This window comes from Pseudomonas sp. CVAP#3 (genome assembly GCF_018986375.1).
Classification (GTDB): Bacteria; Pseudomonadota; Gammaproteobacteria; order Pseudomonadales; family Pseudomonadaceae; genus Aquipseudomonas; species Aquipseudomonas helvetica.
Window position 1 is genome coordinate 120651 of sequence record NZ_JAHMSC010000004.1, and the last position, 21143, is coordinate 141793.

16 protein-coding genes are annotated in these 21143 nt (G+C 59.7%); 7 read left to right on the forward strand and 9 right to left on the reverse strand.

What is annotated here, in order from left to right; translation table 11 throughout:
* Positions 1-424 precede the first annotated feature (424 nt).
* A complete protein-coding gene (locus KRR23_RS09015) occupies positions 425-778 on the reverse strand; it encodes a BON domain-containing protein (RefSeq protein WP_103314370.1) in 354 nt (117 codons plus the stop codon).
* 254 nt (positions 779-1032) lie between these two features.
* Here KRR23_RS09015 and KRR23_RS09020 point away from each other — a divergent pair, with 254 nt between their 5' ends.
* From KRR23_RS09020 to KRR23_RS09030, 3 genes are all read left to right on the forward strand, one after another.
* Positions 1033-1431, forward strand: coding sequence for a hypothetical protein (locus KRR23_RS09020; protein ID WP_253912001.1), 399 nt, complete (start codon positions 1033-1035; stop codon positions 1429-1431).
* Between the two features lie 96 nt (positions 1432-1527).
* Complete coding sequence (locus KRR23_RS09025) at positions 1528-2022, forward strand: Spy/CpxP family protein refolding chaperone (RefSeq protein ID WP_216742224.1); 495 nt, start codon at positions 1528-1530, stop codon at positions 2020-2022.
* A gap of 151 nt (positions 2023-2173) precedes the next feature.
* Entirely contained in the window at positions 2174-2662 is a 489-nt protein-coding gene (locus KRR23_RS09030) for a GFA family protein (protein WP_216742225.1), read from the forward strand.
* 76 nt (positions 2663-2738) lie between these two features.
* Here the strand turns inward: KRR23_RS09030 and KRR23_RS09035 are convergent, their stop codons facing one another.
* The 3 genes from KRR23_RS09035 to miaE form a co-directional block, all read right to left on the reverse strand.
* The gene (locus KRR23_RS09035) at positions 2739-4016 is read right to left on the reverse strand and encodes an ATP-binding protein (RefSeq protein WP_216742226.1); all 1278 of its coding nucleotides are present in this window, start codon (positions 4014-4016) and stop codon (positions 2739-2741) included.
* Positions 4017-4724 carry a winged helix-turn-helix domain-containing protein gene (locus KRR23_RS09040; protein ID WP_216742227.1) on the reverse strand — a complete coding sequence of 236 codons (708 nt, stop codon included), beginning with the start codon at positions 4722-4724 and terminating at the stop codon, positions 4017-4019. It lies immediately after the preceding gene.
* Between the two features lie 154 nt (positions 4725-4878).
* Positions 4879-5490: a tRNA-(ms[2]io[6]A)-hydroxylase gene (gene miaE / locus KRR23_RS09045; protein WP_216742228.1), complete on the reverse strand. Its 612-nt coding sequence runs from the start codon at positions 5488-5490 to the stop codon at positions 4879-4881.
* Between the two features lie 228 nt (positions 5491-5718).
* Here miaE and KRR23_RS09050 point away from each other — a divergent pair, with 228 nt between their 5' ends.
* The gene (locus KRR23_RS09050; protein ID WP_216742229.1) at positions 5719-6585 is read left to right on the forward strand and encodes a universal stress protein; all 867 of its coding nucleotides are present in this window, start codon (positions 5719-5721) and stop codon (positions 6583-6585) included.
* An 81-nt stretch (positions 6586-6666) separates the two neighbouring features.
* Here KRR23_RS09050 and glgB read toward each other — a convergent pair whose 3' ends face one another.
* From glgB to KRR23_RS09065, 3 genes are all read right to left on the reverse strand, one after another.
* On the reverse strand, positions 6667-8901 hold the full coding sequence (gene glgB, locus KRR23_RS09055) for a 1,4-alpha-glucan branching protein GlgB (RefSeq protein WP_216742230.1): 2235 nt from the start codon (positions 8899-8901) through the stop codon (positions 6667-6669).
* On the reverse strand, positions 8898-12239 hold the full coding sequence (gene treS, locus KRR23_RS09060; RefSeq protein WP_216742231.1) for a maltose alpha-D-glucosyltransferase: 3342 nt from the start codon (positions 12237-12239) through the stop codon (positions 8898-8900). The genes glgB and treS overlap by 4 nt, the downstream gene beginning before the upstream one ends.
* Positions 12240-12420: 181 nt before the next feature.
* Complete coding sequence (locus tag KRR23_RS09065; protein WP_216742232.1) at positions 12421-14418, reverse strand: alpha-1,4-glucan--maltose-1-phosphate maltosyltransferase; 1998 nt, start codon at positions 14416-14418, stop codon at positions 12421-12423.
* 206 nt (positions 14419-14624) lie between these two features.
* On the opposite strand from KRR23_RS09065, the gene KRR23_RS09070 reads away from it, so the two are divergent.
* The 3 genes from KRR23_RS09070 (at position 14625) to mapR (ending at position 18066) form a co-directional block, all read left to right on the forward strand.
* Positions 14625-14858 (forward strand): DUF3203 family protein, encoded by a 234-nt coding sequence (locus KRR23_RS09070; protein WP_216742233.1) that lies wholly within the window; start codon positions 14625-14627, stop codon positions 14856-14858.
* Positions 14859-15053: 195 nt separating this feature from the next.
* On the forward strand, positions 15054-16466 hold the full coding sequence (gene ccoG, locus KRR23_RS09075) for a cytochrome c oxidase accessory protein CcoG (protein WP_216742234.1): 1413 nt from the start codon (positions 15054-15056) through the stop codon (positions 16464-16466).
* Positions 16467-16656: 190 nt separating this feature from the next.
* The gene (gene mapR / locus KRR23_RS09080) at positions 16657-18066 is read left to right on the forward strand and encodes a GntR family transcriptional regulator MpaR (RefSeq protein ID WP_216742235.1); all 1410 of its coding nucleotides are present in this window, start codon (positions 16657-16659) and stop codon (positions 18064-18066) included.
* Here mapR and KRR23_RS09085 read toward each other — a convergent pair.
* Both KRR23_RS09085 and KRR23_RS09090 read right to left on the reverse strand, forming a co-directional pair.
* Entirely contained in the window at positions 18063-18809 is a 747-nt protein-coding gene (locus KRR23_RS09085) for an SDR family oxidoreductase (protein WP_216742236.1), read from the reverse strand. The genes mapR and KRR23_RS09085 overlap by 4 nt on opposite strands.
* A gap of 229 nt (positions 18810-19038) precedes the next feature.
* Positions 19039-21120, reverse strand: coding sequence for a bifunctional diguanylate cyclase/phosphodiesterase (locus KRR23_RS09090; RefSeq protein ID WP_216742237.1), 2082 nt, complete (start codon positions 21118-21120; stop codon positions 19039-19041).
* Between the last annotated feature and the right edge of the window lie 23 nt (positions 21121-21143).

Genomic DNA, 21143 nt, shown 5'->3' on the forward strand with positions numbered 1-21143 from the left:
GCAGTATAGAACGGCCAGAAAAAAACGAGACGTCGCTTTTTCCGCGCCCCCCAGACTCTCTTTTTACCTCGGTAATGGCGCGCAGTTGTGATGATGCCGGACTGCCACTGTCAATAAATCGTAACCAGCAAGATCAAATAGTGCGAGAAAACGGTAAAACCCAATATTTACGCCATTTTATTGGCACTCGAAGGAATGGCATCTCCATGATCATGCCATCACTCGCCATACCCGATGTACCGTTATGCCGTTCGCGGTTCTGCCTGTCACTACCTATTCTGGAACTACGCCGGGAGCAGCTTTCGAGCGCATTGAGTCTCTTCTCAGGTTATCGCTTAAGAATATCCAGTCGAAAAGCAGCGGACGCTTCTACCCTGCGCCGCGCTTCCCAAGCGGGAGCGCGGCGTTCACACGGTTGCCAGCATTACTTGTCGTCGATCTTTTTTTCCGACGATTGAGACCGATACTCGGTGCTCTCTTCAGCGTTGGGCGCTTCCGGGAGATGCCCGGGAGTGAACACATGCGTCAGCAAGTCTTTGGCATCGATTTCGTTGACGCCATTCACCGAACGGGCGAGCTCTACCACCCGCTCGCATTCTTTATGGGTGTTGACGCGACCGCTCAACGCCACCGTACCTGCATGGGTTTTGACATTGACGTGCATGCTGAGAGTCGGCTCTGCAAATGTCAGGGCCGATTTCACCCGGGTAGTAATCCATGCGTCGTGAACGGCCATTCCCAGATTATGAGAGTAATGCTGGAAGGAGTGAGTTTTCATAGCTGGACCCTCTCTCGTGTCATCGACAGATTAATTATAGTGCGGCCATTGCGGTCCGAGCGCTGCCCCCCCAGCCCGTCTGCTTTAATCACTCTGTACCGGGCGCAAGGGTGCGCTACCGAACAGACCCGCGCCGGTAGCTAAGTCAATCTGACACAAGGCAGATCGCCGCCACATCAGGACGGTTGTGATCTTCCTGCTCATCCAGTGGACGGTGGGGTTCAGTGATTCCCTCATTGAAGGAGGCACGATTCATGACTCAGCATTCGCAAATACCTTTATACCGACGGCTGGCAGTGATGCTTGTCACGGTGACGGTGGCAGCTGCCGCGCTACCGGCACAAGCGCAGCACGACTATCAACGCCAGGGCGACGGACGGCAGGTTTACCATCGCGATTATCGTGGCGGCCATGACAACCATCGTGACTATCGCGGCGGTGACGGTGGTTATCGCGGGGGTGGCGGCGGTGATTTGGGGGCGATACTGGTTGGTGCAGTATTGGGAGCAGTGGTCGCGGGTGCAGTACAGGCGCCGCCCGCCGTGATTTACCGGGAACCCCCTCCGCCGCCGCCACCAGGGGTCCGGTACTACCCAAGGCCGGACTATCCCGATTCGTACAACTCCTATCGATATCCTCCTCCCGGCTATTAAGCTGCCTGGCCATATGAAACCCGAGCGACCGCCACTGACACTGATATATCCCCTGCAACGGTCGTCAGTTCGACAACTCAATCCGGATATAAAGACATGAAAAACTTCGTACTCAAAGCGGCTATGCCGGCAGCGTTGATGCTGGCATTGCTCGGCACTTCTGTCTCGGCACAGACGACGGCAACGAGCAGTCCTGCTGCAACGTCGCAGACAGCTGCCAGTCATACCAAAAAGCACATGGACGTTGTGGAGAAGAGGATCAAGGAACTGCACGCCAAGCTGAAAATCACCGACAAGCAGTCAACTCAATGGGAGGCCTACGCGCAAACCATCCGCGACAATGCGCACAACGCCGATACCGCCTTCCTGGAGCGAGCGGAAAAGCTGCCATCGTTGAATGCCGATGACGCAATGGCCTCCTATGCCAAATTGGCCCAGTTGCACGCGGACAATATGCAAAAGCTTGCAACGACGTTCAGCGCTCTGTATGGCACGTTTTCCGACGATCAGAAAAAAAATGCCGACAAGCTGTTCCGCAATGAACAGGAAAAACGCGAGGACCGGCTCGAGGCCGCGAAAAAGACCCATTGAGAGGCCCGAGTCCTCAACCAGGCGAACCGACCACTGCGGGATCGGTTCGCACTGGAGCGCAGCGATCTGCAGAGGCTGATGCCACGGGCTGAAACAGTGCTCGACAGCTAGGCTGTTCAAGGAGATCCACAAGGCCTGTTGGAGGTTTGCCATGCAGCTTGAAGGCTCATGCCATTGCGGCGCGGTGTCGTTCAGTCTGAACAGTGCCCACCCCTACCCGTATCAACGTTGTTATTGCTCGATCTGCCGCAAGACTCAAGGCGCTGGCGGCTACGCGATCAACCTCGGCGGTGAAGCGAAAAGCCTGAAAGTCCGCGGTCGCAAACACATCTCGATCTATCACGCGCGGCTCAAGGATGACGGCGCCCGGCGTGCCCACAGCAGCAGCGCCGAACGGCACTTCTGTTCGCTTTGCGGCAGTGGCTTGTGGTTGTTCAGCCCTGAATGGCCCGAGTTGATTCACCCCTTTGCTTCGGCCATCGACACCCCGCTGCCGGTTCCGCCGGAACACACGCACCTGATGCTCGGCTCAAAAGCCTCGTGGGTCGAAGTCGAGTTACATCCCGGCGATCAGCAGTTCGAGGTCTACCCGCAAGAATCCATCGCTGAGTGGCACGAGCGATTGGGCCTGAGCCGTTAACAGTCTTTGACAGTTTCCCGACAAAGCTCTCAAAGATTGCCCGACCGTACGCCCCAGGCATGACGGTATATCTGGCTCAGTCAGCCTGCGCCCAAGTCATGCGAAACGACGCGCCGCCCCATGGCGAATCGCTGACGTCGACCTTGCCGCCGTGCGATTGCGACACCCGCCGAACCAGCGCCAGGCCCAGACCGAAACCGCCGGTGCGACGGTCGCGACTGGTGTCGAGTCGCGAGAACGGCTCGAAAATCTTCTCGCGCCCTTCCATCGGCACGCCGGGGCCATCGACGTTGACCAACACTTCATATCCGTCTTCACCCAGCGTCAGCGACACCTCCACCCGTCGCTCGGCGTAACGAATTGCATTGCGCAGCAGGTTGATCACCGCCCGCGCCATAAAGCGCGGTTCGATCGGCACAGAGTCGACCTCACAGGCGCGAATCAGCAGCTGCACCCCGGCCGCCTCGGCCTCCAGGGCAACGCTGCCGACCACGCTGTCGAGCCAACTGTGGGCCTGAATGTTTTCGAGACTGATTACCGTGGCACCGCGCTCAAGACTGGCGTAAGTCAGTAGTTCGGAAACCATCTCCTCCAGCTCACCGAGGTCGGCGTACATGTCGGCAATCAGTGCTTTGCGCTCGCTCGGATCGGCCTGTTGCTTGAGTTGATCGAGTTCAAACGACAAGCGCGCAATCGGTGTGCGCAACTCATGGGACACCGCATTGGTCAGCTCGCGCTGATTGGCAATCAAGCCTTCAATGCGCGCGGCCATCTGGTTGAAATGCTCGGCCAGCACGCGAATATTCGAGCGTTTGGACAACTGAATACGCGAGGTCAGATCGTTATCGCCGAAACGTTGCGCGGCCACTCTGATCAGTTCGAGGTCGCGCCAATGCGGTCGCACCCAGAAGTACAGGACAAAAGCCAGGAACACGCCCAGTAAAGCGTAGGCCCAGACATACAGCCACTTGGGCTCCTCCGGGAGTCTGATGTTCAACAACTGCGGGCCGTCATCGATGTTGGCGATAAACTCGTTGAAATCCCCGCGCACGACCAACAGACCGTCAGCCAGCAGTTTTTGCTCTCGCTCAGTGAGATCCAGCTCACTGCTCTGCACCAGCTTCAGGCGCAGGCCGTAGTGGGTTTTCAGCTCCGCCAGGCGCTCATCACGTGCAATGCCGGTGACCGGACGGAGCAATTCGACCAGGCTGTAAGCTGGCCCGCGCATGGCTTCGCGGTTATAGGTCTCGTTGGCCTCGGGCAACAGCTCGTCAAAAATGTAATTGACCGTCCAGATCGCCCCTGCAAAGCCAACAGCAAGAATGAGGTACAGCCGCAGAAACAGCCTTAGCATCTACAGCTCCCAGGCAAACGGGTTGAACAGATAACCCTTGCCCCAAACGGTCTTGATGCACACCGGTTCTCTGGGATTGTCCTTGAGCTTGCCGCGCAGCTTGCTGATGTACACGTCGACGCTGCGGTTGAGCCCGTCAAAGGCAATGCCGCGCATGCGATTGAGGATGTCATCGCGGGAAAGAATCTTGCCGGCGGCGCTGGCCAGCAACCACAGCAGTTCGAACTCCATGGTGGTCAGCTCGATACCCTCACCCGCCAGCCGCACTTCGCGGCAGCTGCGATCAATCAGCAAACGGCCGAACTCCAGTGAGCCGCGCACCGTGCTTTCCGGTATCTGGCGACGTTGCAAGGCGCGCAGCCGGGCCAGCAATACCGGCGGCTTGATGGGTTTGATGACGTAGTCGTCGGCGCCGGACTCCAGGCCCAGGATGTGGTCCAGGTCGTCCTCCTTGGCCGTGAGGATGACAATCGGCGTCTCGGACACGCTGCGGATCTCGCGGCACACATGCAGGCCGCTCTGGCCGGGCAGCATCAGGTCGAGCACAACGATTTTTGGCTTGAATTCGAGAAATGCCGCCAGCGCCAGATCGCCACGGTGCACGGTCCGCACCTCGAAACCATGTTGGGAGAGGAAGTGCGCGATCAACCCCGCGAGCTTTTCGTCATCCTCAACGAGCAGTACCTTGCCAAACGCCTGATTGTCCATAAGTGCCAATCTGTGAGCCGATGATTGAGAGCGCGCATTATGGCGCCTATCCCTATCTCAACCGACATACCAAACAGCAAAAACCGGCCTCGCGGGCCGGTTTTCGGAGAACTTTCATGTTCTTAAGAGTTTTTAACAATTTGCCTGATTTCTTTCACCGACCTGCCACAGGCACGCCACTGTGGAAGCGGAACTCGACGTCCGGGGACTCGATCAGTTCCTGTTCGGCGGCGCGCACCTTGTCGATCACCTGGGCAATATCCTTGGCGTCGCCGTACTGGTAGGCCAGTTTCAGGTAACCCTGAAAATGCCGCGCTTCGCTCTTCAGCAGGCCGAAGTAGAACTTGCCCAGCTCTTCATCGAGGTGCGGCACCAACGCTTCGAAACGCTCGCAGCTGCGCGCCTCGATAAACGCCCCGACCACCAGCGTGTCGACCAGTTTGACCGGCTCGTGGCTGCGCACCACTTTGCGCAAACCCGAGGCATAACGACCGGCGGACAGCTGGCGCAGTTCGATCTTGCGCTTTTTCATCAGGCGCATGACTTGCTCGTGATGCACCAGCTCTTCCCGGGCCAGGCGTGACATCAAATTGATCAGGTCGACATGCGAATGGTACTTGGCAATCAGGCTGAGCGCGGTACTGGCAGCCTTGAACTCGCAGTTCTTGTGGTCGATCAGCAGGGTTTCCTGGTCGGCCAATGCGGCTTGAACCCAGCCATCGGGCGTGCGGCAGCCAAGGAATTCGTGAATTTCAGGAAGGATCATTGGCTCACTTCCGACAGTTCAACAGGACCATTGGGCAGGACGGCGACGATTTCAGGGTTCAGTAACATGAGGCTCACGGGCAATAAGTTCACAGCGAAGGGGGCCGATTATACGTGCCTGCCGGCAGACCACCAGTCGCCAGACTTGATATGCATCAAGACCCGAGTTCACGACCAGCAACTATAGTTGTGCAACGACGTGTTTTCTAATTCATCGGAGATTCCGACCATGCAAGCCATCCGCAGCATCCTGGTGGTCCTTGAGCCCTCGCCCAACGAAAGCCTGGCCCTCAAACGCGCCAAGCTGATCGCCGGGGTGACTCAGGCGCATCTGCACTTGTTGATCTGCGATAAAGAGCACGATCACTCGGCGCTGTTGAGCGTGCTCAAGGCCAGCCTGCTGGAAGACGGTCATAGCGTCACCACCGAGCAAGCCTGGAACAAAAGCCTGCATGAAACCATCATCGATGTGCAGCAGGCCGAAGGCTGCGGGCTGGTGGTCAAGCAACACTTCTCGGACAACCCGCTGAAAAAGGCCCTGCTGACCCCGGCGGACTGGAAACTGCTGCGCCAGTGCCCGAGCCCGGTGTTACTGGTGAAGACCTCGAAACCCTGGACCGGCGGGACGATTCTGGCGGCCATCGACGTGGGCAACAGCGACCCCGAGCACCGCGTGCTGCATGCGAGCATCGTCGATCATGGCTTCGACATCGCTCACCTGGCCAAGGCCCATCTGCACGTCATCAGCGCCCATCCGTCGCCCATGCTCTCGGCGGCCGACCCGGTGTTCCAGCTCAAGGAAACCATCGAAGCCCGCTATCGCGAAGCATGCAAGGCGTTCCAGGCCGAGTTCGACATCGACGATGAGCACCTGCATATCGAAGAAGGTCCGGCCGATGTGCTGATTCCCCACATTGCGCATAAATTGCAGGCGTCGGTGACCGTCATCGGCACCGTGGCGCGTACCGGGTTCTCGGGGGCCTTGATCGGAAACACCGCGGAAGTGGTGCTCGATTCGCTGGAAAGCGATGTGCTGGTGCTCAAGCCACAGGAAATCATGGATCACCTGGAAGAACTGGTGACCAGCGGCAAGTAAACGCAACCGGTCGCCGTTCCTGCGCAGGATCACCATCCTGCGCAGGAGGCGGCAATCGAAGCCAGTCACATCAGCTCAACATCAACCTTCTGGACGCAACATTAACACCGCCAACGGCGGCAGATTCAGCACCAACGACAAGGGTTGGCCGTGGCTGCCCTCCTCTTCGGTCAATACACCGCCGCCGTTGCCATAGTTGGAGCCAGCGTAGATCCCCGCATCGCTGTTGATCACTTCATTCCAGCGCCCGCCAATGGGCACGCCAATCCGATACGCCGGACGCGGCACCGGTGTAAAGTTCGCCACTACCAAGACCGGCCGCCCGTCCTTACTCCAACGCAGCCAGGCATAGACGCTGTTCATCGCGTCATCGCCGATCAGCCATTGGAAGCCCTGCGGCACATCGTCCTGATCGTGCAGTGCCGGCTCTTCGCGGTAGAGCTGATTGAGGTCGGTCACCAGTTTTTGCACGCCGCGGTGTTCCGGGTATTGCAGCAAGTACCAATCCAGCTGCTGATCGTGATTCCATTCGCGCCACTGGCCGAACTCACAGCCCATGAACAGCAGTTTTTTACCCGGGTGCCCCCACATGAAACTCAGGTACGCACGCAAGTTGGCGAACTTCTGCCAGCGATCGCCGGGCATCTTGTCGATCAGCGAATGCTTGCCGTGGACCACTTCGTCGTGGGAAATCGGCAGGATGAAGCGCTCGGACCAGGCGTAAACCAGGCCAAAGCTCAGTTCGTTGTGATGATGGGCGCGGTAGACCGGGTCCTGCTGAATGTAATGCAGCGAATCGTGCATCCAGCCCATGTTCCATTTGTAGTCGAACCCTAACCCGCCATGCTGCGTGCCCTGGCTGACGCCCGGCCAGGCCGTCGACTCCTCGGCAATCACCAGCGCACCGGGCGCTTCGAGGTCGATCACATCGTTGAGATGGCGGACAAAATCGATGGCTTCGAGGTTCTCCCGACCGCCATGGCGATTGGGTACCCACTCGCCGGCCTTGCGTGAATAGTCGCGATACAGCATCGAGGCCACCGCATCGACCCGCAGCCCATCGACGTGAAAATGCTTGAGCCAGTGCAACGCCGACGCCAGCATGAAGCCATGCACTTCGGTGCGTCCGAGGTTGTAAATCAGCGTGTCCCAGTCCTGGTGAAAACCTTCGAGCGGGTTGCCGTACTCGTACAACGCGGTCCCGTCGAACTGCGCGAGGCCATGGGTATCAGTGGGAAAATGCGCCGGCACCCAATCGAGGATCACCCCGATGTCGGCCAGGTGGCAGGCGTTGACGAACGCGGCAAAGTCACTGGGCGAGCCGTAACGGGCGCTCGGGGCGAATTGCGATAATGGCTGATAACCCCAGGAACCGCCGAACGGGTGCTCCATGATCGGCATCAGTTCGATATGGGTGAAACCGAGTTTCTGCACATAAGGGATCAGATGCTCGGCCAGCTCGCCCCAATGGTATTGGCGCGCCACTTCACCGACATCATCCACTTCGCACTGCCAGGAACCGGCATGCAACTCATAGATCGACAGCGGCGCGCTCGGCCGGTGGCGCTCGCCGCGTGTCTGCATCCAGTCCTGATCCTGCCAATCGATACGCAACGGTGAGGCGACTTTCGAGGCAGTGTCCGGCGGTAGCTGTGTCGCCAGTGCCACGGGGTCAGCCTTCAGCGGCAGAATCCCGTGGGCACCGAGAATTTCGTACTTGTACGCTTCACCTGCCTGCAAACGCGGAACAAACAGCTCCCAGACCCCGGACGGATGACGCAGCCGCATCGGGTGACGACGACCATCCCAGACGTTGAAATCGCCGACCACCGAGACCCGCCGGGCATTCGGCGCCCACACGGCAAAACGCACGCCGTCGACACCCTCGACGTTCTTCAACTGCGCCCCCAGACACGCACTGAGATCCCGGTGATTACCCTCGGCGAACAGATACAAATCCATCTCGCCCAACAACGGACCGAAGCTGTAAGGGTCCTCTGCGGTCTGCTCGCCACCCGCCCATCGGGTACGCAACAGATAAGCCTGTGCCCGGTCGAAATGACCGACGAACAACCCCGGTATTTCGGTCGGGTTCAAGCTGCCGAGTTCTTCGCCGGAGTCACGGGCGATCACCTGCACGCTCAAGGCGTCCGGCAGGTAGGCACGAATGAACTGACCGCCGGCCCCATCTAAATGGGGTCCGAGTATCGCAAAGGGATCCTGATGCTCGGCGCGCACCAGCGCCTCAATGTCTCGCGCCGCTGGCAGCAGCGCTTCTTTCACCTGTCCCTGCTCCCTCAATGATGGCTCCGTCATGACTGCTCTCCACTCACATAGGAAAAGGGTTTGAGTCCACTCAACAACCCGTATAAACCGTGCAATGGCACAGGCAACCAGGCGGGACGATTTTCGGCTTCATACCCCACTTCATAGGCCGCCTTCTCCAGGCAGAACAACGCCAGTGCAGCGTCTTCGGCTGCAGGATCCTGCCAAGCATGAGCAAGACTAGCTGCTGCCTGCTGATACGCCTGAACAAACGCTGCGGTGGCCTCACGCAAATAACGTTCCGTCACCCGTTGACGTGCTGCCAGCGTCTGCGCGGTGACTTCAACCCCTTGCCCGTCGAGGGCCATCGCCGCTGCGTAATCGAACGAACGCAGCACGCCGCTGACATCCTTGTACGGACTGTGCTTGCCTCTTCGCTCATGCAATGGCCGCGCCGGTTCCCCCTCGAAATCGATCAGGTAGGCATCGCCCTTGATCACCAGCACCTGACCCAGGTGCAGATCACCGTGGACACGCATCTGCAAACCGCCCACCGCTTTTGCCGCCAGCTCCTGAATGTACCTGAGGATGGTTCTCTTCTGCTCCTGCAAACGCACCACCAACACCTGGTCCTCCGGGCTCAGCCGGGCCTGATGCTGTGTGAGCAACTGCAAGGCGTGCTCCAGCTGTGCAGCAATCGCTTTCGCCAATGCCTGCTGATCCTTGTGCGTACTGACCCGTGAACCAAACGCCGGGTTGTCACCGGGCGCGGCCAGTAGCTGGTGCATTTCCCCGAGCCGCTGACCGAGCATGCCCGCGAAATCTTTCAATTCACCGAGCGCGTTGTAGTGCTGTTCCTGCTCGGACATGGCCTCGGCCAACTCATCGCGAATCGCCCGTTCAAGGTTGTTCTGGGTCCATTCCCAGGCATCGCCCTGATTGCTCAGATACCCTTGGGCGATCATCAACAGATTGTCTTCGCCTTGCAGATCGCGGCGAATCACCGAGCCGAGCAACGGTGAAATGTGCTTGAACCCGGCAGCGCTCAGGTACGCGCCCATCTCCAGTTCCGGGTGCACGCCGCTGGCCACTTTGCGGATCAGCTTGAGCACCAGACTGCCACCAATCACCACGGAGCTGTTGGATTGTTCGGCCGGCAGGTAGCGCACGTCGCAGTCAGCCCCCAGACCGAGTTCCGCCAACTCGGCGGTCGGCTCGAAACGAATCTCGCCGTCACTTGCGGCTAGCACCGTGTGCGCCTGCATCGCCTGCAACACCGCACGAATGAACGTGTCGAGACTGAAGGCGTCCGTCACCAGGCCCACCTGCCGTCCGCGCCGCACCCGCGCCAACGCCAGTTGCTGCGGCAATGCGGCGCCCACCTGGTCTTCGGCGAGAAACCCGAACGGCAGTTGGTAACGGCTGGTCTGACCGTCGCTGACCACCTCGATTTCGCTGAACAGCACCGGATGCAGCGGATCACCAAAACGCACACCGTAAGCAATGTGCACCGTTTCGATACGGGAGTCCTTGCCGGCGAACCAACGTCGATTGTGCAACCAGCTCGGCAGCGCACTTTGCTCCAGAATGGTGCGTGATGGCGCCTCGAGCAGCTCTTCCATGCGCTTTTTTAGTACCAGGGTGGTGAAGTCCGGCAAGCTTTGCGCAGGCTCGACGTGCCAGCTCGGCATCTGGTTTTCCGCTGCCAGCACAAACCAGTAAAAGCCGTACGGCGCCAGGGTCAGCAGAAAGTTGAGCTGGCCAATCGGCGGGAATGCATTGCCACCGAGCATTTCCACGGGAACCATGCCGGCGAAGGCCGAAAGGTCCAGTTCGGCCGCCTGGGCACTGCGCGAGACGTTGGCCACACAAAGGATGATTTCGTGTTTGCCGTCATCACCGGTGTATTCACGGGTATAGGCAAGAATCCGCCGGTTGCTCGGCGAGAGCATTTTCAAGCTGCCCCGACCGAAGGCCTTGGACTGTTTGCGGATCGCCAACATGCGCCGGGTCCAGTTCAGCAATGAATGCGGATCGCCAGCCTGGGTTTCGACGTTCACCGACAAGTAACCGTAGAGCGGGTCCATGATCGGCGGCAGCACCAGGCTCGCCGGGTCGGCGCGGGAAAACCCGCCATTACGGTCGATCGACCACTGCATCGGCGTGCGCACGCCATCGCGGTCGCCGAGATAGATATTGTCGCCCATGCCGATTTCGTCGCCGTAGTACAGCGTCGGCGTCCCGGGCATCGACAGCAGCAGGCTGTTGAGCAGCTCGACGCGGCGCCGGTCACGCTCCATCAGCGGTGCCAGGCGTCGACGAATGCCGAGGTTGATCCGCGCGCGGCGGTCAGCCGCGTAGTAGTTCCACAGGTAATCGCGCTCCTTGTCGGTGACCATCTCCAGCGTCAGCTCATCATGGTTGCGCAGGAAAATCGCCCATTGGCAGTTGGCGGGAATCTCCGGCGTCTGACGCAAAATATCGGTGATCGGAAAACGGTCTTCCTGGGCCAGCGCCATGTACATGCGTGGCATCAGCGGGAAGTGAAAGGCCATGTGGCATTCGTCGCCGTTATCGCCATGAACATCACCGAAATACAGCTGCGTGTCTTCCGGCCACTGGTTGGCCTCGGCCAGCAGCATGCGATCCGGGTAATGGGCGTCGATCTCGGCGCGAATTTGCTTGAGCACCGCATGGGTCTCGGGCAGGTTCTCGTTGTTGGTGCCATCACGCTCGATCAAATAGGGAATCGCATCCAGGCGCAGGCCGTCGATGCCCAGGTCCAGCCAGTAGCGCATCACCGAGAGCACGGCTTTCATGACCTGCGGGTTGTCGAAGTTCAGGTCCGGTTGATGCGAATAAAAACGGTGCCAGAAGTATTGGCCGGCCACTGGGTCCCAAGTCCAGTTGGACTTCTCGGTGTCGAGAAAAATGATCCGCGTGCCGTCGTACTTTTGATCGTCATCGGACCAGACATAAAAGTCCCGCGCCTTTGAGCCTGGCTTGGCCTTGCGCGCCCGTTGAAACCAGGGATGTTGGTCGGAGGTGTGGTTGATGACCAACTCGGTGATCACCCGCAAGCCACGATTGTGAGCCTCGGCTATAAAGCGCTTGGCGTCGGTGAGCGTTCCGTAGTCGCGGTGTACGCCACGGTATTCGGCAATGTCGTAGCCATCGTCGCGGCGTGGCGAGGGATAAAACGGCAGCAACCAGATGGTGTTGACGCCCAGATCGGCGATGTAATCCAGTTTGGCGATCAAACCGGGAAAGTCGCCGATTCCGTCGTTATTGGAGTCGAAATAAGACTTTACGTGAACCTGATAAATCACCGCATCCTTGTACCAGAGCGGGTCATTGCTGAAGGTGGCTGACCTGGGTTTCTTCGCCATTGGAAACTCCTGCTCGATTCGATGAGGCTTCTCTGTGGCGAGGGGGCTTGCCCCCGCTCGGCTGCGTAGCAGTCGTAAAATCTGCGCACCCGGTGTACCTGAAAAATGGGCTCTATGGACCGGGGTCTGCTTCGCAGCCCAGCGGGGGCAAGCCCCCTCGCCACAAAAAACTGCATCAGCTTCAAGTTGCTGTTATCCGCCAAATCCCGAACGGCTGGTTCCACGGCTCGATGCGCATCCATTGGGTCTTGCCGTGCCAGTCCCAGCGGTGGCCGTTCATCAGGTCTTCACCCTGGGTCACCGCGTCGTCGGGCAAGCCCATCTCCCACAGTGGCAATTCGAAGTGCGCCTCCTGGGCGTTGAACGGGTCGAGGCTGACCGCCACCAGAATAAAATTGCTGCCATCGGCCGTGCGTTTACCGAAGTACAGAATGTTGTCGTTCCACACGTTGTAGACCTGCAGACCCAAATGGCTGTGCAAGGCCGGGTTTTGCCGGCGAATGCGATTGAGCTGGGCGATCTCGGCGATGATATTTCCCGGCGCAGTGAAGTCCCGGACACGGATTTCATACTTCTCGGAGTCGAGGTATTCCTCTTTGCCCGGCACTGGCGCCGATTCGCACAGTTCAAACCCCGAATACATGCCCCACAGGCCCGAGCCCATGGTCGCCAGCACAGCCCGGATCAGAAAGCCGGCGCGGCCCGATTCGTGGAGAAAGCCTGGATTGATGTCGGGCGTATTGACGAAAAAGTTTGGCCGAAAGCACTCGCGCCAGGGCGACTGGTTCAGCTCGGTGAGGTACGTCACCAATTCGTGCTTGGTGTTACGCCAGGTGAAATAGGTGTAGCTCTGGGAGTAACCGACCTTGCCCAGGCGCGCCATCATCGCCGGGGTGGTAAAGGCCTCAGCCAGGAAAATCACCTCGGGATACAACGCCCGCACATCGCCGATCAGCCACTGCCAGAACGGCAAGGGTTTGGTGTGCGGATTGTCGACCCGGAAGATCTTTACGCCCTCCTCGACCCAGCCGACCACGATGTCCCGCAGCTCCAGCCACAGGCTGGGAATCGCCTCGCTGGCGTAGAAGTCGACGTTGACGATGTCCTGGTATTTCTTCGGCGGGTTTTCGGCGTATTTGATGGTGCCGTCCGACCGCCAGTTGAACCAGCCCGGATGCTGCTTCAGCCACGGATGGTCCTGAGAGCATTGAATCGCGAAATCCAGCGCGATCTCCAGCCCGTGTGCGGCGGCGGCCTTGACCAGACGACGGAAGTCCTCGCGGCTGCCCAACTGCGGGTGAATCGCCTCGTGCCCCCCCTCGATACCGCCGATCGCGTACGGGCTGCCGTGGTCATCAGGGCCGGCAGTCAGGGCGTTGTTGGGACCTTTGCGATAGCTGCGACCAATCGGGTGGATCGGCGGGAAGTACAGCACGTCAAAGCCCATGTCCTGGATCATCGCCAGACGTGAATGCACATCGTTGAACGTACCGTGACGATCTGGATCATCGGTGATCGAACGGGGAAACAACTCATACCAACTGGCGAACTGCGCACGTTCGCGCTCGACGTCCAGCGGATACTCCGGACTCAGGCTGAGGTAGGGACGCAGATCGGCCTCGGCCATCAACCCGGCACTGCGCGGGTGCAGAAACAGCGCGATTTGCTCGGTTTCAAGCAGCCCGGCCAGCTCATGGTGCAGCGCTGTAAGTCGCTTGCTCAACTGACCGTCACTGCGCTCCGCCGCCTGCAGCACCTGGATGCGCCCTTCTTGCAGCTCCAGGCTAACCGGCGCACCCGCGACATGCTTTTTCTCCAGTTCATGACAGAAGCTGGCGAACTGGTCGATCCAGGCTTCGATGCAAAACCGATACCTCCCTGGCATTGCGACGCTGAACTGCCCCTGCCAGGTGTTATTACCGAGATCGGTCATGACTTCGCTCTGCCAGATCGAGTCGGCCTCGGCACGCCAACGCACGCGCACCGCAAGCGTATCGTGACCGTCGGCAAAAACCTTGCTGGTCACCGTCACCGCCTGCCTTTCGATAGCCTTGGCCGCAAACTGGCCGCCATCGATCACAGGCATGGTGCTCTCGATGACAATCCGCGGCAGCAGCAAAGCCTGCGACAGTGGCAGTTGCGGGTTGTACTGCAGCTCAGTCGGTTTTTCAGTCGTCATCGAGCCTCGCCCCTTACGCCCCATGGACGCTCCTGTGCTTGATCGTTTACTGCTGCATGACGCTACTTAGGTTCCGAGCGCCGGGCGCTGCTAAAAGTTCAGATCCTTTCACTTTAGCCACGCTCCATGACCACTTATCGGTTGCACAGAACGATGAGCAAGACCTGTGCCCTAACCTTTAGATCCCGCAAAAAAAGGTGACCCCCATGACCATGCGAATCGAAAACCAGGTCTGCTTCTTCATTACCGAGAATGGCGAAGAGATTCGCCTTGCTGCCGATGTAACCATCATTACCGACGCGGACAAAGCCATGTCGGCGGTGGACCTCGATGACCAGCGCTTCTACATCACCGAAGCAGAAGCCGACGCATTAACCGTAGCAGGTGCCACCGATGGTCGCCGACACCTGATGGTCACCAGCGGTGATTCGGTGATTTGATTGACGCAGATCAGAGACCGCCGCAGACACCTGTGACAAGCACTGCCGCCGCGCCTGCCGGGGTGCATCAAGTTGTCGCAGGGGCGGATCAAGGACTCATCTGATCCGCTTTTTAATCCAATACCTGAGTCTGTTATGCAAACAGTTCGGTGGTCATAGTTCATCTGCCTGATGGAGGCTGATGAGCGAAAGACCATGAGCGATAGAATCCCCGTCCGATTAGTAGAGACATTCGAGCCTTCGCGTCCAAAGATGAAGGCCAAATCCAGCGACAACCAGATTCACACCCGCAGCTTCACCGGTTTGTTCCGCACCTTGCGCCTGAGCGGCGCGGGGTTTCTGTTCCTGGCGTTTTTCGGCACGGTGTGGCTGAACTGGGGCGGCCGGCAGGCGGTGCTCTGGGACTTGTCGGAAAGCAAATTCCACATCTTCGGCGCGACCTTCTGGCCGCAGGATTTCATCCTGCTCTCGGCGCTGCTGATCATCTGCGCCTTCGGCCTGTTCGCGATCACCGTGTTCGCCGGGCGAGTCTGGTGTGGCTACACCTGCCCGCAGAGTTCCTTCACCTGGCTGTTCATGTGGTGCGAAAAAGTCACCGAGGGCGAGCGCAACCAGCGGATCAAGCTGCAAGCCGCCCCTTGGGGCCCGAACAAACTGCTGCGTCGTTCGGCCAAACACACGATGTGGCTGGCCATCAGTGTGCTGACGGGGCTGACGTTTGTCGGCTACTTCACGCCGATTCGTCCGCTGGCCAATGAGCTGCTGACCCTGCAAATGGGCGGTGTCAGTCTGTTTTGGGTGCTGTTCTTCACCGGCTCGACCTACATCAACGCCGGCTGGCTGCGTGAAGCCGTGTGCATGCACATGTGTCCGTATGCACGGTTCCAGAGCGTGATGTTCGACAAAGACACGCTGACCATCTCCTACGACGCCGCCCGTGGCGAAAGCCGTGGCCCGCGCAAACGCGAGGTGAAGCCTGCCGACGTGGGTCTGGGCGATTGCATCGACTGTCACCTCTGCGTGCAGGTCTGCCCGACCGGCATCGACATTCGCGATGGCTTGCAGATGGAGTGCATTGGTTGCGCGGCGTGTATCGATGCCTGCGATTCGATCATGGACAAAATGGGCTATGCCCGTGGCCTGATCAGCTATACCTCCGAGCATGAGTTGCAAGGTGGCAAGACGCACCTGCTGCGACCTCGGTTGATCGGCTACACCGCGGTGCTGGTGGTAATGATTGGTGCACTGACACTGGCGCTGATGGAGCGGTCGATGGTATCGCTGGATGTCAGCAAGGACCGTGGCCTGTTTCGCGAAAACAGCCAGGGCCAGATCGAAAACATCTACAGCCTCAAAGTCATCAACAAAACCCAGCAGCGGCAGGCCTATAGCTTGTCTCTGGTGGATGGCGACGGCTTCCAGTTGCAGGGCAAGACCGAGTTGAGCCTGGCGCCGGGAGAAATTGTCGATGTGCCCGTTTCAGTGGCCATGACCACCGACAAGCCCAGCAGCAGCTCGCAGACGATCAGCTTCAAGATCACTGACAGCGATGAACCTTCGGTGAACAGCGTGGCACAAAGCCGTTTTGTTGCACCGTTGAATCGTTGAGCCTTTAAACTGCCAACCCTGTGGCGAGCGGGCTTGCCCGCGCTGGGGCGCAAAGCGCCCCCAAGTCAGGCACCGCGGCGTGTCAGGTAGAACACGCACACAGGTTTACGACTGCTGCGCAGCCGAACGGGGGCAAGCCCCCTCACCACAGGATCTGCGCCGCCTGTTTTCCGTCAAATCCGGGTCCTAGATGAAACGCTACGAAAAATTCGCTGACGACATTGCTGAACTGATCCGCTCCGGGGTGCTCGGCCCAGGCCAGCGTGTACCCTCGGTGCGTTACGCCAGCCAGACTTACGGGGTCAGCCCGTCCACAGTGTTTCAGGCCTACTACCTGCTGGAACGTCGCGGGCTGATCCGCGCCCGGCCGCGCTCCGGCTACTTCGTCAACACCCACGCGCCGAGCCCGTTCTCGGAGCCGGTGATCAGCAGCCAGGTCAACGAATCCACCGAAGTCGACGTCAGTGAGCTGGTGTTCTCGGTCCTCGATTCAATCAAGGACCCGACCACCGTACCCTTCGGCTCGGCCTTCCCGAGCCCGACGCTGTTTCCACTGCAACGCCTGTCACGCTCGCTGGCCAGTGCCGCACGGGAAATGGACCCACGCATGGTGGTGACCGACATGTCGCCGGGCAATCCGCAATTGCGTCGGCAAATCGCCCTGCGCTACATGGTCGGCGGCCTGATGCTGCCCATGGAAGAGCTGCTGATCACCAACGGCGCGCTCGAAGCACTCAACCTGTGCCTGCAAGCGGTCACCGAACCCGGCGACCTGGTGGCCATCGAAGCCCCGGCGTTCTATGCCAGCCTGCAGGTGCTTGAGCGACTCAAACTCAAAGCCGTGGAAATTCCCGTCCACCCACGTGACGGCATCGACCTCGGCGTGCTGGCGCAAACCCTTGAACGCCATCCAATCAAGGCCTGTTGGTGCATGACCAGTTTCCAGAACCCGATGGGCGCAACCATGCCCGAGGCCAAGAAACAGGAACTGGTCGAGTTGTTGCGCAGCCATCAGGTGCCGCTGATCGAAGACGATGTCTACGCCGAGCTCTATTACGGCCAGCAAGCGCCGAAACCGGCCAAAGCCTTCGACACCGAAGGGCTGGTGATGCACTGCGGCTCGTTCGCCAAAAGCCTCGCTCCCGGTTACCGCATCGGTTGGGTCGCCGCCGGGCGCTACGCGCAGAAAATCGAACGCCTGAAGCTGATGACCTCGCTCTGCGCGTCAATGCCGGCCCAGGCGGCGATCGCCGATTACCTGCAACACGGCGGTTACGACCGCCACCTGCGCAAACTGCGTTACGCCCTCGAAGAACAGCAAAGCGCCATGCTTGCGGCCATCGCCCGCTACTTCCCGGCCCAGACCCGCGTCAGCCAGCCGGCCGGCGGCTACTTCCTGTGGCTGGAATTACCCTCGCAGATGGATTCGTTGAAGTTGTTCCAGATGGCGTTGGCCCAAGGCATCAGCATTGCGCCGGGACCGATCTTTTCACCGACGCAGCGCTTCAGGAATTGTATTCGTTTGAACTACGGCAGCCCGTGGACCGAGGATGCCGAAAAGGCCATGGAGACCTTGGGCAGGATTGTGCGATCTTTTTAACGCCCGCCACCCAAGTCAACAAAGGTTCCGGTCGCATAAGAAGCCTTGTCCGACAGCAGCCAGATAATCGCCTCGGCCACTTCATCCGGGCGGCCGCCGCGGGCCATGGGAATGCCCGATTCAAGCTTGCTGACCCGATCCGGGTCACCGCTCAGGGCATGGAAGTCGGTGTAGATGTAGCCGGGACGCACGGCATTGACGCGGATGCCTTCGCCGGCGACTTCCTTGGACAGGCCGATGGTGAACGTATCCAGCGCCCCCTTGGAAGCTGCGTAGTCGACGTATTCGCCCGGCGAGCCGAGGCGCGAAGCGACCGAGGAGACGTTGACGATGCTGCCGCCCTGCCCGCCATGTTTGGGTGACATGCGCAGCAGTGCATGCTTGGCGCAGAGAATCGGCGCCAGGACATTGGTTTTCAGGATTTTCAGAATGCGGAATTCGGACATTTCATCGACCCGCGACTTTTGCCCGACGGTGCCGGCGTTGTTCACCAGTGCGGTGACTCGGCCCAGCTCGGTGTCGACGCGATGGAACAGGCTGATCACTTCATCTTCGATGCTGACGTCAGCGCGCACCGCAATCGCCTGGGCGCCGAGCGCGCGGACTTGCTCGAGGACCTGTTGCGCAGCCTGCTCATCGGCCTGGTAGTTGATGCAGATTCGATAGCCCTGCTCAGCGGCCAGGAGCGCTGTAGCAGCGCCGATACCGCGACTGCCGCCAGTGATAACGATGACTTTGTCCATGCTCAATCCCCCCATTCGAACCCGAAGCCTTGCGCCGCAAGAATAACCGCCGGCGCCGGGTTTTGCATGAACTGCGAGTTTGCGCCGTGCCTTGGCGGACGCCATCGCTGGCAAGCCAGGCTCCTACAGGGTTTACGCGCCAACCATCAATTTCGACCACACCTCAAACCCGTAGGAGCTTGGCTTGCCAGCGATGGCGATATCACGGGTGACGGTGATCGATCGGCGTTCAGACTGTCACCAATTGCTCGGCCCGGTGTATATCGACCATGAACCTGTCGGCCGGTAACGGGTGACCGAGCAGGTAGCCCTGCAAGGAATCACAGCCTAGCTGAGTCAGGAAGTCCTGTTGCACATCGGTTTCCACGCCTTCGGCGACGATGCGCAAACCCAGCGCCTGCCCAAGGGCGACGATGGCCGAGACGATCGCCGCGTCATCGCTGTCGCGCTCCAGGTCACGGACAAAACCACGGTCGATCTTCAGCTCATTGGCCGGCAGGCGCTTGAGGTACATCAAGCTCGAGTAACCGGTACCGAAGTCGTCGATGGACAGGTCGACGCCCATTTCCGACAGTTGCTGGAGCACCGTCATGCTCGCGTCGGCATCGCTCATGGCGGTGGTTTCGGTGATTTCCAGGGTCAGGCTGTTAGCCGGCAAACGGTGAGTGGCCAAGGCTTTGGCGACGCTTTGAACCAGCCCGACATGACAGAACTGCAACGCCGAGAGATTCACCGCAATGCGCCAGTGGGTGTAACCCTGGACGTGCCAGACGCTCATTTGCCGGCACGCTTCGTTGAGCACCCAGTCGCCGATCGGAATGATCAAGCCGGTTTTCTCCGCCAGTTCGATGAACTTGTCCGGCAGCAGCATGCCCAGGGTCGGGTGTTCCCAGCGCAGCAAGGCTTCGGCACCGACCGGCCGACCATTGCTGGCGTCAAACTTGGGTTGGTAGTGCAGGCTGAATTGCTGTTGCTCGAGCGCATTACGCAAATCCTGAAGCATTTGCAGTTGCTTGCGGGCGTTGGTATTCATCGAGGCGTCGAAGAAGCTGTGGCCGTTCTTGCCCGCGCCCTTGGCGTGATACATCGCCGCGTCGGCGTTCATCAGCAGTTCTTGGGGGGTCTGTCCGTTGCCAGGGTACACGGCAATGCCAACACTGGCAGAGATCTGCAAATCGTGTTCGGCGACCCGGAACGCTCGCGAGATCAACCCCACCTGACGCGCCGCCAGGCGCAAGGCATCGTCAGGTTCGGCGAGCTGCACCAGCAACACGAATTCATCGCCGCCTATCCGCGCCAGCGTGTCCTGGCCGCGCAGGTCCTCGCGCAAACGTACGCCGACTTCGCGCAGCAACTGGTCGCCTATATGGTGACCAAAGGCATCGTTGACCGGTTTAAAGCCATCGAGATCGATGAACATCAACGCAAAACAGCCGCCCTGCTCCTGCACCACATGCATGGCTTGATCGATGCGATCGGCCAACAGTACACGGTTCGGCAACCCGGTCAGGGGGTCGTGCAACGCCAGCTGGGTGAGTTCGCGGTTGGCCAGGGTCAAGGAATTGGCCAACTCGGCGGTGCGTGCTTCCAGGCGTGCATCGAGGATCGACGTCAGCAGCGCGATGCTCAACACTGCCAGAGTGGTGACCAGCACCAGATTGTCCAGGCCCTTGCCACTGAAACCGTCGACTGCCGCGCCGCAATAGCTGCCATCGGCAAATCGTGCCGCCGCCATCCCTGTGTAGTGCATACCGACAATCGCGATACCCATGATCACCGCGGCACCGCCCCGAACGAGGCGCACATACGGGGTGTTTTGGCGTAAACGAAAGGCAATCCACAATGCCGCGGCCGAAGCGCCGACCGCGATCACCAGCGAAGCACCAAACAATGTCGGATCGTAATCGATACCCGGCTGCATGCGCATGGCGGCCATGCCGGTGTAATGCATGCCGCTGATGCCCGCGCCCATGATCAATGCGCCAAACGCCAGTTGCCAGCCCGGCATACGCGGCTGGCTGACCAGCCACAGCGCGAACCCGCAGGACAGAATGGCGATCACCAGCGACAACGCGGTGATACCGATATCGTAGCCGAGGATGATCGGCAACCTGAATGCCAGCATGCCAATGAAGTGCATCGACCAGACGCCGATACCCATCGCCAACGCGCCACCCGCCGTCCAAAAATGAACTGCGCGGCCTTTGGCGGTTGCGATGCGACCGGTCAGGTCCAGGGCGGTATAGGAGGCAAGAATCGCCACGCAAAGGGAGATCAGAACCAGCGCGGGGGAATAGCTACCGATGAGCATCAGAACTTCTCGTGGCCACCCCG